Source organism: Chitinophaga costaii, from assembly GCF_900094705.1.
Taxonomy (GTDB): Bacteria; Bacteroidota; Bacteroidia; order Chitinophagales; family Chitinophagaceae; genus Chitinophaga; species Chitinophaga costaii.
Map to the genome: position 1 here is coordinate 36,735 of NZ_FMAR01000018.1, position 15,874 is coordinate 52,608.

At 48.5% G+C, this 15,874-nt stretch carries 9 protein-coding genes; 7 read left to right on the top strand and 2 right to left on the bottom strand.

Annotated elements, in window-relative coordinates; genetic code table 11:
- Positions 1-35 precede the first annotated feature (35 nt).
- The 7 genes from GA0116948_RS18930 to GA0116948_RS18960 all read left to right on the top strand — a co-directional run bounded on the left by GA0116948_RS18930 (position 36) and on the right by GA0116948_RS18960 (position 12,320).
- Positions 36-1,280: a FecR family protein gene (locus GA0116948_RS18930; RefSeq protein ID WP_240619233.1), complete on the top strand. Its 1,245-nt coding sequence runs from the start codon at positions 36-38 to the stop codon at positions 1,278-1,280.
- Between the two features lie 384 nt (positions 1,281-1,664).
- Positions 1,665-5,015 (top strand): SusC/RagA family TonB-linked outer membrane protein, encoded by a 3,351-nt coding sequence (locus tag GA0116948_RS18935; RefSeq protein WP_240619234.1) that lies wholly within the window; start codon positions 1,665-1,667, stop codon positions 5,013-5,015.
- 12 nt (positions 5,016-5,027) lie between these two features.
- Complete coding sequence (locus tag GA0116948_RS18940) at positions 5,028-6,536, top strand: RagB/SusD family nutrient uptake outer membrane protein (RefSeq protein WP_089715143.1); 1,509 nt, start codon at positions 5,028-5,030, stop codon at positions 6,534-6,536.
- 8 nt (positions 6,537-6,544) lie between these two features.
- Complete coding sequence (locus tag GA0116948_RS18945) at positions 6,545-7,369, top strand: DUF4843 domain-containing protein (protein ID WP_240619235.1); 825 nt, start codon at positions 6,545-6,547, stop codon at positions 7,367-7,369.
- A 23-nt stretch (positions 7,370-7,392) separates the two neighbouring features.
- The gene (locus GA0116948_RS18950) at positions 7,393-8,862 is read left to right on the top strand and encodes a PKD-like family lipoprotein (protein WP_089715145.1); all 1,470 of its coding nucleotides are present in this window, start codon (positions 7,393-7,395) and stop codon (positions 8,860-8,862) included.
- Between the two features lie 92 nt (positions 8,863-8,954).
- Positions 8,955-9,815 carry a peroxiredoxin family protein gene (locus tag GA0116948_RS18955; RefSeq protein ID WP_089715148.1) on the top strand — a complete coding sequence of 287 codons (861 nt, stop codon included), beginning with the start codon at positions 8,955-8,957 and terminating at the stop codon, positions 9,813-9,815.
- Positions 9,816-9,818: 3 nt separating this feature from the next.
- On the top strand, positions 9,819-12,320 hold the full coding sequence (locus GA0116948_RS18960) for a zinc-dependent metalloprotease (RefSeq protein WP_089715150.1): 2,502 nt from the start codon (positions 9,819-9,821) through the stop codon (positions 12,318-12,320).
- Positions 12,321-12,414: 94 nt separating this feature from the next.
- Here the strand turns inward: GA0116948_RS18960 and GA0116948_RS18965 are convergent, their stop codons facing one another.
- Entirely contained in the window at positions 12,415-14,394 is a 1,980-nt protein-coding gene (locus GA0116948_RS18965) for an FAD-dependent oxidoreductase (RefSeq protein ID WP_089715153.1), read from the bottom strand.
- A gap of 11 nt (positions 14,395-14,405) precedes the next feature.
- Positions 14,406-15,854, bottom strand: a complete 1,449-nt coding sequence (locus tag GA0116948_RS18970) for a RagB/SusD family nutrient uptake outer membrane protein (RefSeq protein ID WP_089715155.1) — start codon at positions 15,852-15,854, stop codon at positions 14,406-14,408.
- Positions 15,855-15,874: the final 20 nt, after the last annotated feature.

Here is a 15,874-nt window from a genome sequence, read left to right on the forward strand (position 1 = left end):
TCCTTCCTTCAGTTGTTTTACTGAAAATAACCTGCATGGCTGAGGAGGATTTCTCCACATTTAACATGGAATTACTGGCCCTGGTGGCGCCCGTGCTGCAAAAGCAGCTACGTGGGGAAATGCTTTCCGGGGAGGAATGGCTATTGCTGGAAGAATGGAAAAACCGGTCGGCTGCTAATGCGGCGCTGGCGGAAAGGCTGGAAAACCCTGCGGCCGTACAGGATATGTTGAAGACCTGGCACGATATTGAAAAAAACCGGGAGCTTAACAAACAACGGGGTATCAGCAAAATAAAAGCGCTGGCATTTGATACCATTAATACGAATCCTGCTATGCGGCCCCTGCCTCGGCGCCTGTTGCGTTATGCAGCAGCCATTATCTTCCTCTTGGGCACCGGGGCATTCTGGTGGACCTTCCATAAAAATAACAACCAGGAATTGGGCGGTAATAAACCGCCCGGCACTGCCATCATAGGCCCGGGGCATAATGGCGCTATACTTACTCTGGCAGACGGTTCTAAGGTGGTACTGGATAGTATGGGCAATGGCGTAGTAGCTACGCAATACGGTGCAAAAGTATCCCTGTATAATGGGCAATTGGCCTACGATCCCGTGAACAGTTCCGCAACGGGCAGCCTTATTTACAACACCGTAACTACGCCTAAGGGCCGGGAATTCCGGCTGCAATTGCCAGACGGCAGCAAGGTATGGCTCAATGCGGCCAGCACCGTACGTTACCCCACCACCTTCACCGATAAGGAGCGACGCGTGGAGCTGGAAGGGGAGGCCTACTTTGAAGTAGCTAAAAATGCATCACGGCCCTTTATCGTAAAGCTGAACGATGCCACAGCAGTAGAAGTATTGGGAACCAGTTTTAATATCAACGCGTATAAAAATGAAACGGCCATCAAAACCACCTTGCTGGAAGGGGCCGTACGCTTACAAGCCTATCAGCAGGTGCAAACGCTTACACCCGGCCAGCAGGCCTCCATATCGTTGGCCCGGCAACAAATGAAGGTGATCAGCAACGTGGATATAGATCACGTAATGGCCTGGAAAAATGGCCTGTTTGATTTCAATGATGCCAGCCTGGAAGAAGTAATGCGCCAGTTGGAGCGCTGGTATGATATAGAAGTAATTTATGAAAAAGGTATTCCCGCTATTCGTTTCGGGGGTGAAATCAACAAAAAGAATTCGTTGCAGGATGTGCTGCAAATTTTGGAAAGTTCAAATGTACATTACCGGCTGGAAGAAGGCCGCAAACTGGTGGTTGTTCCTTGATAAGTCATTCGCTGCCACATCAGCTAACTACCTAGGAAAAAGGCTATTATATCGCTAAACCAAACACATATCTAAACGCATGAGGAATTAACAAATGAAGAGATCGCCCTTGCAAAAAAAAACCGGAAATGCTTCCAACATTTCCGGCGAAAAATGGCTGGGCTGATCCCTGTAAACAATTATCGTTCGAGGAGTAACCGTTTCTTTTATCAACCTAACCAGACGTAAGTTATGGATTTTACAGCTTATCCCAAGCCGTACGCTATTATTGTGCCTTCTTCCCTGCATCGGACTTCGGGGAAATCAACCAAAAAATCGCTGTTCGCGATGGCCCGAACCTACCTGCGTAGCCATCGGACTGATGCAGCATCAATTGTTCTCGCCATGAAACTGACAATTGTACTATTGATCACCGCACTGCTACATGTTCAGGGCGCAGTAGTCGCACAAACCGTTACTTTTTCCGGAGAGAATATGCCGGTAAAAAAGATCTTTCAGCTCATTAAGCAGCAAACCGGCTATGTCATTTTTTACAACCAAGACATGCTGGCCAACAGCAAGGCCGTTTCTGTGAAAGTGAAGGATATGCCGCTACAGGATTTGCTGGCGGTTATTTCCAAAGACCAGCCTTTCAGCTTCGAGATGAAAGCAAACACGAAAACGATTGTGCTAGCTCCGAAAACCGCCGCCTCCGCCAATGTAGGCATTCTGGCGCCCCTGGAGTTAACGCAGCCGGTACAGGGCCGTGTTACAGACAGCGCCACCGGCGCAGCTATGCCCGGCGCATCCATCCGGGTGCGTGGCAAGCAACGCAATGCAACTACGGATGTGCAAGGGCGCTTCCAGATACTGGCCGATCCAGGCGATGTACTGATCGTCAGTTATGTGGGATACGGTACGGTAGCCTATACCGTAAAAAAAGAATCCAAACTTATCAATGTTATCATGGCACCAGGGGTGTCCAGTATTAATAATGTTGTAGTAACGGGTATCTTCAATAAAGCAAAAGAAAGTTATACCGGAGCTGCCAGGGTGATTACGGCAAAAGAGTTGCAAAACTTCCAGGGTCGCAATATTTTTGTAACCATTGGCAACATCGACCCTTCGTTTTACGTATTGCCGGATAATAGTTTTGGCTCTGATCCCAACCACCTGCCAGACATTCAACTCCGTGGTACCCGCAACCTGCCCAACATTGACCAATTGCAGGGCAGCACCGCAGCAGCTATCAACACACCGCTGATCATACTCGATGGTTTCCCTACCACGCTGCAGCGTATGATGGACCTTAATAATAATGAGATAGCATCTATTACCCTGTTGAAAGACGGATCTGCCACCGCGCTGTATGGTTCCCGCGGTGCAAATGGTGTGATCGTAATCACTACCAAAGAGCCGGTGGGCGGCAAATTACGACTCACCTACCGGGGAGGGGTGAACCTAAGCATGCCAGACCTGAGCAGTTATCATTTGCTGAACGCCCGCGACAAACTGGAGCTGGAACGCCGCTCCGGTTATTATGAAAGCACTACCAAAAATGCCGCACAGAATATAGGCCTGCAACAGTACTACAACCAGATTAAAGGACTGGTGGAAAGTGGGGTGAATACTGACTGGATGGCCAAACCATTGCGCACAGAACTGGACCAAAACCATTCCCTGCGCCTGGAAGGTGGCGACAATGCTTTCCGCTACGCACTGGAAGGGCAGTATAATAAAATTAACGGCGTCATGAAAGGCTCTGGCCGGGAAACCATCAATGCTACCGTAGACCTTTCTTATCGCCTCGGCAAACTTAATTTCCGCAACAGCCTCACAATAGGTAGTATGAAGAGCAATGAATCGCCCTGGGGTTCTTTCGGCGACTATGCAAAGCTTAATCCTTACTGGAGTCCATATGATTCGACGGGACATGTGGTGAAAAATTTCCTGCCTTTTAACTGGGATTACTGGACCCAAAGTACCCATGGCGTAGTTCCTTATGCCAACCCGATGTACGATGCTACACTCCATACCTTTAACCGTAGCGCCTATACGTCTGTGACCAATAATTTCCAATTGGAATACACCCCTGTAAAACACCTGTTATTACGCGGCGGCATGGGCATCACTACCCAATCTAACACTTCCGACGATTTTAAACCGGCCGATCATTCCGACTTTGCCAACTATAGTGATGCAGATCTGCTACGCAAAGGAAGTTATGCGTATGGCAGCGGAAAATCATTCAATTATACGGGCAACATAACCGCTAACTATTCCAATGTATTTAACAGCGTACACAGCCTTACGATTGGCGCCGCGGCAGACATTAACGAAGACAAAAGCAGTAATTATATTTTTAATGCCGAAGGTTTCCCGGATGCCAGCATAGATTTCATCGGGATGGCCCTGCAATACCAGCAGAACAGCACGCCCAGTGGTTCAGAAGCTACCACCCGCAGAATAGGGATATTGGCCAATGCGAACTACATTTACGATGAACGTTACTTTGCCGACCTGGCCTTCCGCGAAGATGGTGCCTCCCAGTTCGGCTCCGACCGGCGTTTCGCGCCTTTCTGGTCTGCCGGTGTTGGTTGGAACCTGCAATACGAGTCTTTCATCAAAGACAACTTTACCTTTATAGACCGCCTGAAAGTACGGGCATCTTACGGGGTAACGGGCAATCAACAATTTGCCGCTTACCAGCCCCTGGCTACCTACACTTACATTACCAACGACCGTTATAAAAACTGGCTGGGTGCCACGCAAACTGCACTGGGCAACCCTGATCTGCAATGGCAGAAAACCGGCAAATACGATGGTGGTATAGAAGCAGAGCTTTTCAAAGGTCGCATCACCTTCCAGGCAGACATTTACAAGGAAAAAACATCCAACCTATTATCATCCCTGGAACTGCCTTATGCCAATGGTTTTACCAGTTATATTGAAAACATTGGTCAATTAAAACAAACCGGTTGGGAACTGATGGCCACCGTAATGTTGCTGCGCAAAGATACCCGACACATTTACTGGTCGGTAACTGGCAACATCGCCAACAATAAAGATAAGATCATACAATTGTCGCAGGCCATGAAAGCTGCAAACGAAAAGCTCGCACTTGAAACAGATGGTAATACACCCAATACCATCATCCGCGAAGGGGCTTCCCAGAACACGATTTACGCTGTACGCTCCCTGGGTATCGACCCCAGCACCGGTAAAGAATTATACCTGAACCGCAACCACGAAGTAACCTACACCTGGAGTGCGGCCGACCGGGTGGCGGTAGGATTGAGCCAGCCTAAATACAGGGGCAACTTCAGCACCCTGTTCCGCTACGGCGGCTTCTCGTTCAATGCTTCCTTTGGATTCCGTTTTGGCGGTCAGTTGTACAACCAAACGCTGATAGACAAGGTAGAAGATGCAGACCGCTTCCTCAACGTAGATCAGCGCGTGTTTACCGACCGCTGGCAGAAACCGGGCGACAAAACTTTCTTCCGGGGGCTCAATGAAACCTTGCGTATTTATCCCTCCTCCCGCTTTGTGCAGAACGAATCTACACTCACCTGCCAGAACATGAATTTTTCTTATGATGTGGTAAACAGGGTTTGGTTATCGCATATCGGAATGAAAGCGCTGACGCTTTCTGCCAACACAGGTGAAGTATTTTATCTCTCCTCCGTGCGCCAGGAACGCGGGTTGGATTATCCATTCACCCGGCAGGTATCAATGAGCTTGTTTGCCACCTTTTAATCAGAAACCAACATGAAAAAAATTATTCTCACAACGATATTATGCAGCAGCCTGGCTTTTACCGGGTGTAAGAAATGGCTCGATGTAACACCGGAAGCGCAAGCTACCAAAGACGAAGTATTTAGTACCCAAAAAGGATTTCGAGATGCCCTCACTGGCGCTTATATCAATATGAAGAGCAGCAACACCTACGGCGGATCGATGATGTGGGGCAATATTGAATATATGGCCCGCAACTGGGATGTAGTGTCTTCCAGCAATACGGCACTCACCAGCCTGGCCAGTGGCACCTATACAGACGCTACTGCGCGGGGCTGGCTGGACAACACGTATGCGGATCAGTATAAAGTGATTGCTGATGTAAACAGCATCCTGGAAAATATAGATTTAAAAAAGGAGCTATTTACCGACAACAATTATGCGCTGATCAAAGGAGAATCGCTTGCGCTGCGGGCATTTACCCACTTCGATGTATTGCGCATGTTTGGTCCTATGCCGGATGATGCCGGCACCCAGCCCATTTTGCCTTATGTGAAAACGGTAACACACCAGATCATTGAGCCTATTTCTTACCAGGCATTTGCACAGGAAATTCTGGCCGACCTGGATGAAGCAGAAAGCCTGATGAAAGACACAGACCCTTTCACGAAATACTCGATGGCGGAGCTGAACCCTACATCCAGCAGCACTGCTAACCCAGTGGTATCGGACGACTATTACATGTATCGCCAGATTCGCATGAACTATTATGCCGTACTGGCCCTGAAAGCCAGGGTATACCTGTGGCTGGCGCCCCTGGACCCTGCTAACGTACAGAACGCTGCCAAGTATGCACAAATGGTGATAGACGCTAAAGATCATAATGGCACACCCACTTTCCGGTTGGGTAAAGAAAGCGATCGCGTGGCAGGAGACTATACCATGTCGCCCGAACATATCGCAGCCCTCAGTGTGTATAATCTCGACGCTACTGCCACTAATACTTTCGGGGAATCTGGTAGCCTGCAGCGCAGCGACTTCAATGTGCAGGATGGGTTTTATTATTTGAATAACCTATTCCCCGTTGCCGAAAGAACTTCCGATGTGAGATGGAAAGAAATGTGGGTGTACAAAACTACGGCAGGCAGCACCGGTTATGTGATGTATAGAAAATTCATTCAGCGGTCCAGTTCTCCCATTCTGCAAGTGCCTTTATTGCGCCTCAGCGAAATGTACCTGATCCTGACGGAATGCGCACAGACAAAGGAAGCCGCTGAAGCAGTATATGGAACTTATTGCGCCCAGAAAGGCATTCCATTTGTAAGCGGCTTTAATGCCACCGATTGGCAGGCAGACCGTAGAAATAAAATGATACGGGAGTATGTACGCGAATTCTACGCTGAAGGCCAAACCTTCTTTACCTACAAACGGTATAATGTGACGACGCTGCCAGCCAGTTGGACTTCCGTTTATTACACCGGTAATACCACCCGTTATGTGGTGGCCAAACCAGACCGGGAAATTAACTATCACAATAACTAATTATAGCGATGAAAAGATTTTTCTGTTATATAGCGTTCATCGGGATGCTCAGCACCGGTTGTAAAAAAGCAGCCTACCTGATGTACAATGATATTGCACGCATACAGTTGAACGATACCTCTTCCCTCAATGCCACCTTCGTGTATGATGCGCCCAGCGTGGTGAGAGATACTATCTATGTTCAAATAAATACGATCGGAGGCTTTTCCGATCATGACCGGGCGGTGAAGATCCTGCAAACCACAGAATACGATTATACTTATGTACGTGATACTGTGACGAACCAGATTGTCGATACCATTTTTACCGAAAAACCTTTTAAAGCCGTTCCTGGCGTGCATTATGTAGATTTCAACGATCCTTCTCTGCAACCGCTGATGGTGGTGAGAGCAGGCAATGTGATAGACAGCATACCCATTGTACTGCTCCGCGATACCAGTCTGAAAACAAACAGCTACCGCCTGCGCATACAGTTGCAGCCTAATGCGGAATTTGGCCTGGGCGAAGTAGGTGTGCGGGAAAAGACCATCGTTTTCTCTGATCACCTGGAACGTTTTTATTCCTGGCGGGTGGATAGTTACGTGGCACCGGCTTATGCCTATTTTGGCAAATACAGCACTGGCAAACACCAGTTCATGATCGATGTATTGAAAGTAAATATTGATGAAGCCTGGTACCAGGCCGCCGTAGCCGCAGGCGCCATGAACGAGTATAAGGCCCTCATTAAACAAGCATTGGTGAATTTTAATAATGACCCGGCAAATATTGCCAGCGGGAAAGCGCCGTTGCGGGAAACAGATGTTCCCACGAGTGCCGTGATAACTTTTCCTTGATCACCCAATTAATTATTACAAACATGAAACAGTTATATATCATGGCAGGCCTGTTGTCCCTGCTGGCCTTTGGATGTAAAAAAGACAACAGCACCGGCGCTACGCATCCGCTGCCGGAGGTGGTTGTGACCGGTTTGCAGGACACCATTTCCACCTATACCCACCGCGATACCCTGCGCATAAACCCGGAAGTGCAGCATGCCGACCAGTATGATTATTATTGGACTGCTTATTCTACCAACTTTGTACAAGGCACCGGCAAGCTACCGCATGCAGATACACTAGGCACCTCCCAGTACCTCAACTACGTTGTAACACTCACGCCAGGCGAGTACATCCTGGTGTTTAACGTGAAAGACAAAAAGACGGGAGTTATCACGCTCATTAATAAGATCATGAACGTGGCCACGCTAAATATGAATGGTTGGTACCTGCTTAAAGACGATGGCAGCAAAACTGACTTCGACTTCATATACCAGGGTGGCCGCATTGATAACTGGATTGCCTTTTACAACAACGGGAAAAGCCTGAATGGTACAGCCGTGAAAGCAGTATTTACCCCGTACTTCAAAATGAACCTTACCACCACCGATCTTTTCAGCGCATTTACGGTGCTTTCCTCCAAAGATGCCGGTATTTACCGTATTGACAATGGCATAGAGGCCCTGAATTTTGATAATATGTTCTTCTCTAAGCCCTCCACCCGAAACCTGCAGAACGCCTTCCAGTCTATGAATACGGCCAATCTGGGTCTTATCAACGACAACAAGGCTTATTCCATGAACAAAGGGGCACTCTTTACCGATATGTCGCCCGCTTACCGGGTGTCTGCCGTAGCCGGCGTAGACGCGATGGACATTGGATTTAACCTCGATGCAAAATCGGTCGTTTTATATAACGGTAGTGTATATGCAAATCTGGCATCCAATGGGAATGACCTGAAGAATATGAATGCAGACCTTGTGTGGATAAATGGTTATGCCGGCCAGCGCAGTGTGGCGATGTTGCTCTTCCGCCTGCCAGACAGCCGTGGCGTGCTGGTGAAACTAAACGCGCAGTATGGTTTTCTGGCCGGTTATACATCGCCTATGGTATTAGCAAAAGATACCCTGCCTGCATCGCATGGACTGATGGCTGCCAGTGTAATTGGGGGCAACTATGACGCAGACTATATCTACTACGCCCTCGGCAACCAGGTATATCTTACCGACATTAATAGCAACGGTGAATACCTGCAGGAAACATTGCCGGCAGGGGAAACCATCACTTGTATACAACATATTAAATACCCGCAGCCTACCAGTGCTACCATACCCACCACTACCGATTTCCTGGCCATTGCGTCTTATGCCAACGGCCATTATAAAGTATGGTTGCACCCGATTAGTTCTACCGGTACTATCCAGGCTTTGGCTAAGCCAAACTTTGAAGGAGATGGGCGTGTAGCCAATATCACCTACATGGAACAAGGGCAGGGAAGCCGCACCTTCTAAGTAAGCTCCTATATCATGAGATCACAATGACGCCACTGCATGCGCAGCCTGGCAAAGTGATCTCATGCCTTTTTTAAATAAAAAAAGTAAACATGAAACGTACATTTTTATTAAGCGCCGCCTGCTGTTTGTATGCCGGAAGCCTGCTGGCGCAAACCGATACCGCCGCGCTTACACGGCAAAAAAGCGAACTGAAAGCAGCCTTGCAGGACGCCGACAAAAAACTGGACGACCGGCAGCGCGCCTGGACGGATGCACAGCAGGCCAAACAAAAGTACGATACCATTGGCCTGGGCCAATATCGTTATGAAATGCATGCACTAAAAATGGAAAGGAAAAAGCTGGAGATCAACTTCATCCAGCAGCATCCCGGTTACCTTGCGAGCCTGGATGCACTAAAAGACGTTATAGGACCCATACCAGACGATATTCTCATGTATGACCGCCTGTTTAAAGGGTTGAAAAAAACAGTGCGGCAAAGCGAACCAGGCAGCAACTTACAAAAGTTGATAGCACGTTATATGGCAGTGCGCATCGGCGCGCAGGCACCCCTATTTTCCGCAGCGGATACTGCCGGTCACCCGGTAAACCTATCGGACTTCAAAGGCAAGTATGTACTACTGGATTTCTGGGCCAGTTGGTGTGGTCCGTGCCGGGAAGAAAACCCTATTGTAGTAGCCGACTACCATCGCTTTAAGGATAAAAATTTCGACATCCTTTCCGTTTCCCTGGACCAACCCGGTAAAAAAGACGCCTGGGAAAAAGCCATCCGGCAAGATAGCCTCACCTGGCAGCATGTGTCTGACCTGAAGTACTGGGATAGTGCAGTAGCGAAGCTGTACATGGTACGTTCCATCCCGCAGAATTTCCTCATCGACCCACAGGGGAAGATCATTGCCAAAGACCTGCGTGGGGAGCAGCTGGCTCAAAAATTAGAAGAAATATTTAAATAAACTATGCTTAGATTCAACATTGCACTATTTTCCTTGCTTGGCATGGCGGTCATCACCCATGCGCAGAAAATAGTACCTGCCGACACCACCGTTAAAAAAACGGACACGCTTCCTTCCGCCATCAAACCGTATGGGCAGGTGATCACCGCTAAGGCAAAAACATACACCGGTATGTTAACCGTACACCAGCTCAACAACCACTATTATTTTGAAATTCCGGATTCCATGTACAACCGGGCCATCCTGGTGGTAAACCGTATTGCACGTGCTGCCGCCGGCCCCAGGCCGCAATTTACCGGTTATGCCGGCGATGAGATTGCCGAAAACGTTATTCATTTTGAAAGCGGACCAGACGATCGCGTGTTCATGAAAGTAATGCGCTTTGCAGAACGTTCTACAGACAGTACCAGCAATGGCATGTACCGCGCTGTCATAAATTCCAACCTGGAACCAATCGTAGCCGTATTCCCGGTGAAAGCTTACAACAAAACGGCCAACAGTACGGTGATCGATGTAACGGATTACCTGAACACGGAAAATGAAATTTTTTACTTTGGACCGCAGGCAAAGGCGGTGCTAAAACTGGGTGCCGTACAGGCAGATAAGTCGTTCATCACCGGCATACATGCCTTCCCGATGAACATTGAGATCCACACGCTGCGTAGTTATCTGGAGATACCCGGACCTCAGGGTGTAGCCAGCACCATTCCCGGTACCTATGAGCTGAATAGCTCCATGGTACTGCTGCCGAAAGTTCCCATGCAGCCCCGGTATGCAGATGCGCGGGTAGGTTTTTTTGCCAGAGGTTATGTAGATTTTGATGCAGATCCGCAGGGCGTAAAACAGCAATACCTTATTACCCGCTGGCGCCTGGAACCTAAAGCAGAAGACCTGGAAAAATATAAAAAGGGGGAACTGGTGGAACCTAAAAACCCCATCATTTATTACATAGATCCTGCCACCCCCAAAAAATGGGTGCCTTACCTGATCGCGGGTGTGAACGACTGGGAAAAAGCCTTTGAGCAAGCCGGCTTCAAGAACGCCATCAAAGCATTGCCCGCTCCAGAGCATGATACTACCTGGAGCATAGATGATGCACGCCATAATGTGATCGTATACAAACCATCGCAAATAGCCAATGCCAGCGGTCCCCACGTACATGATCCTCGCAGTGGGGAGATCATTGAAACCCACATCAACTGGTATCATAACATTATGCAACTGGTACACAACTGGTACATGCTGCAAGCCGGCGCTATAGACACCGGTGCACACAAAATGCAGTTCGACGATGAACTGATGGGGCAACTCATCCGGTTCGTGTCTTCTCATGAAGTAGGGCATACCCTGGGCCTAAGCCATAACTTTGGTTCCAGCTCTACTATACCCGTAGAAAAATTAAGGGATAAGGCCTATGTAGAAGCCCACGGCCATACACCTTCTATCATGGACTATGCACGATTCAATTACGTAGCGCAGCCCGAAGATAATATTTCCCGCAAAGGCATTTTCCCGAGAATAGGGGAGTACGATACCTGGGCCATTGAATTTGGCTATCGCCTGTATCCCCAGTTTAAGTCGGCGAAGGAAGAAGTGCCTTACCTGAACCAACTGGTGATCGATAGCCTGGCACATAATATTCGCCTGTTTTTTGGCAGTGAAAACATGTTCAATGATCCCCGCAGTCAAAGCGAGGACCTGGGCGACAATGCTGTATTGGCGGGCAAATACGGGATTAAAAACCTGCAACGCATCTTGCCCCACCTGCAGGAATGGACGCGGGAGCCCAACGAGGGGTATGATAACCTGAAGATCATGTACGAGGAGTTGATCAAGCAGTATAGATTATTCACGGTGCATGTACTTAAGAATATAGGTGGCGAATACTACAACATCAAAAGTGTGGAGCAACCCGGCCTGCAAATGGTGCCGGTGGAGTACCAGCGCCAGAAAGACGCCATGAAATTCCTCAACGATTACCTTTTTACAACGCCCACCTGGTTGATCAATGATTCCCTATCCGCACTAACCGGTGTAGACCCTTTCTTGCAGATCAATGTTGCACAGTTCAATGTATTGATGAAACTTCAAGGCTCCGGCATGCTATTAGGCCTGCTTAAAACAGCGGAACTGCATAAAGGGATGAAAACCTACAAGCCTGAGGAATTCCTGCAAGACCTGAAACATAGCGTATGGACGGAGTTGTACACTAACAAACCGATCGATATGTATCGCCGTAATCAGCAGAAATTGTATGTGGAAAATTCATCCAAAGCCTTCAAGGCGGTGAATGAACTCGTAGGCCGGAACAATGGGAACGGCACTATTTATTATATCAATCCCGATCCAACTGGTAACGATGTTTCCAGCATTATGCGGGCACATTTAAGTGATCTAAAAACGGATATCCATAAATCCATTCCCTTGCAGGCTGGTTTATCCAAACTGCACCTGCAGGATATGGAACACCGCATTGATACGCTATTGAAAGGGAAAGCCCTGTAATTCGCTGAAATAGTACCGTGACTGAAGAAAAGAGGCTACCTCTCCTTACCGGGAGGTAGCCTCGCTTGTTTATAAGAATGGTACCGTATATGCGTTATTCCGGGATAAAAAGCACGGCATCCGCTACCACGGCGCCATCTGCTTTATCATTGCCAATTTCCACGTAGGCCTTGCTGCCAGCGCTCAATTGGTAAGTGCCCAGGTCGGCCCATTCACCGGAGGTCTGTCCTTCTACTTTCACATTTTCAGACAGGATCTTTACGGTTTGGGAGGTCTTGCCGTCAAAAATGCTGGTAAGCGTTACGGTGGCATGACCGGGCAACCGGGGGATGTAGGTGTAGATATGATAACGTCCCTTTTTGCGAATATCCGGGGTAAAACGCACCCGTTTTGGAGTGGCACCTTTGGTATTGTCTGTGAGCATGGACGGACCGTAACAACCTTTGGTGTCCTTCGTCCAATTGCCCGTGATGGTAACGTGTTTTTCGTCGTCATTATCCACCAGTATTTCCGGGGTACTATTATCGGCCAGCGGGTTGGCGATCAGCATGGCCTGTATTTTTTTTACGTCGGCCTGCTGCACGGTGGTATGCGCGTCTATAGCTACCGCCGCAGCGGTGGCAGCGGATTGCGCCAGTACCATGAATACCGGCTCCATGCGGATAGATCCGTAAGCAATGTGTGTTGCCGATAAACAAACCGGTACCAATAGATTGGTGCAGTCTGCCGGCTTAGGAACCAGGGCGCGGTAAGACACCGGGTAGGGGCCAAAACCGCCTATCTGCACATCACCTTCATTTTTCACCATACCGTTTACGACAATGCGCTGGATATTGTGGGAGTCCATCGTGTAAGCGGCCATGCCTACACCGTCTGTTACCGTTTCCCTGCCTTCACAATTGGCCTGCGTCATCACATATTCCCCTACCATGCGCCTGGCTTCTCTGACATACAATTGCGGTGTCCAGTGATTGGTTTCCGGGTATTCGTCTTTGGGATAGCCCCATTTCAGGATAGCATCCCTCAGGTGCTGGGGCATTCTTTCATCGTGCCCTATAAAGTAAAGTAATCCTTTGGTGTAGTTTTCATGGTCCTGGATAATCTTTTTCCGGGTGGCGACATCTGCCTCCGGATAGTCGTAATTCATGCCGATCATGTCGGTACTAAATGCACCGTTGTTATTAATATCTGTTTTGCCATTTTGCATCAGGTCAAACTTTAAAATAGCATTCAGATTTTTTGCATCTATCTTTTGCAGCAAACGCAGGAGCAGTTCATACCGTGCAGGATCATAATCCGCCGGCTGGGTAATGGGGATCATGTTGCCGGGCTGGTTACTCAGGCATATCCTGAAATTATAGGCCTGAACTTTTGTATCGCCGGCTCCTGGATGGTCCAGTATGGCAGGGCTAATGCCCCATAACAGGCCGCTTTCCGGATGCCCAGGTATCTTGTATGGATCAATACCGTCGGGAAACTGGTGCTTGTCGCGGAGCTGCACGCCGTTGTACGTTTCATGATATTGTTCATTGGCTTCGCGGCCCACTTTATAAGACACCCCGGCCTTGGCCATCAGATCTCCTTCATACGAACAATCGATAAACATTTTGGCCTTTACTACCTGGGTGGTGGGGCCGCTTACGGTGATCTCTGTGATCTGGCCTTTTACCTTCTTTACGTCCGTAAGTTGGTAGTCGTAAAATACATCCACCTTTCCTGCCTGCATATAATGGTGAAACGTTTCTTCCGCTACATGTGGCTCAAATATCCACTGTTCCAGCTTTCCGTAGTGTGCGCCAATGCGCCGGTAGAAGTTGCGCGATATGCCGGTAATAGCGTATTTGTTGCCAATATCGGTATAACCCAACCCTCCGGAACTGAGGCCACCCAGCCTTTTGTCCGGCGATATCAGTAATACCGATTTGTGTAATTGCTTCGCCGTATAAGCAGCGATCACTCCTGCAGAGGTGCCGCCGTACACACAAATGTCTACTTCCTTCGGTACCCCGGCATGGAGGGCGCTGCCGGCCATCAGCAGGGATAGAAGGGTGATGATTTTCTTTTTCAATTGCATGGTAACGTGTATTAGTAACCAGGATTCTGGTCTTTGATAGGATCAATATCTTTATTGTAATTGTATTCATTCGAGGGGATAGGCCACAACAGGTGTTTGTCTGTCACGGTAATGCCTTTATCGGCCAGGATCACCTGTTTTACAATGCCCAGGCGTTTCAGATCCAGCCAATGTTTGCCCTCCGAACAATCTTCGTAGGTTCTTTCCCGTACCACCAGGTTAATGAATGCATCCAGCGAGGAATAATTGGCCAGTTTAAAATCTACACTGGCATCCGCTACCAGGGGATTTTTACCATATGCCCGTCTATGCACGATATTAAGTTGCTCCATCGCATCGGCTGTAGGCGCATTAGCTACCCGGGCGGCGCATTCTGCGTAAAATAGCAGCACATCTGCATAGCGGTACATGGGGTAATCATTGCCGCCGCTAGTGGTGGTGGTTTTGTCGCTGAACTTTTTATTGAGGATCGTTGTAGGACTCAGGCCAAACGTTTGGGAGTACCAGTTGTAAACATAGCGCAGGTCTGCACGATCCCATTGTTTTACAAAAAGATTTTGCTCAGAGTCGCTATAGAACGTATAAAACCCGCCGGGAGGATAATATCCGGAATTAGGATAGTGTGCGTAAATGGGGTAGGAAAATCCCTGGCCGCTGGGTGTACGGGAAAATTTCAGGAAAAATACTTCTTCTGTAGAACCTTCTACTTCCGGCCCATACAGTTTATCAAAATCATCCGCCACGGTTACATTCACCAGGGAGAATTTATTGCTAGTGATGATTTGCTTGGCTTCATCCGCTGCCTTTTGGTAATCATGCATGTTCATATACACATCTGCCAGAACGGCCTTGGCAGACCATTTGGTGGGTGCGCCCGGTAACCGGCCGGTTTCCCCCAGGCCCGCTTCAGCCGCAGTGAGGTCAGACAGGATGAGTGCATACACGTCGTCCTGGCTGCTACGGGGCACGTTTTGGTCTTCCATATTAGCCTCCGTTCTAATGGGCACGCCTGCCCAGTTGCGCACCAGGTGAAAGTAAATAAGCCCTCTCATGAACTTAGCTTCTGCAATAAAGCGGGTAGCATCTGCCTCGCCGATCTCCTTGCCCAGGGGTGTTTTTTGTATCACAATATTGGCATCGCGGATCGCTTCATAAAAGCGGCGCCACATATCCGACACGCGGGTGATGTTAGTGTTATCCAGGCCGGTATAGGTATTCAGCGGGGCATGGCTGCCGCGGCCATACATATACTCGGTGTATATTTCGAGCTGGGTTTGGTATAAAGCGCCCATGTTGCCCTGATCCCGGAGCGGTGGATAAATGGCGTTCAATCCTGCCTCCACTTCAGCCGGCTTATTATAAAAGTTACTGGCCGCAATTGCCTTCGGCTTTTCATCCAGCAATTTAGAACAGGCCGTAAATAAAAATATAGTTAGTATAAAGATGATTTTATTTTTCATACAAGCAATTAAAACAGTTA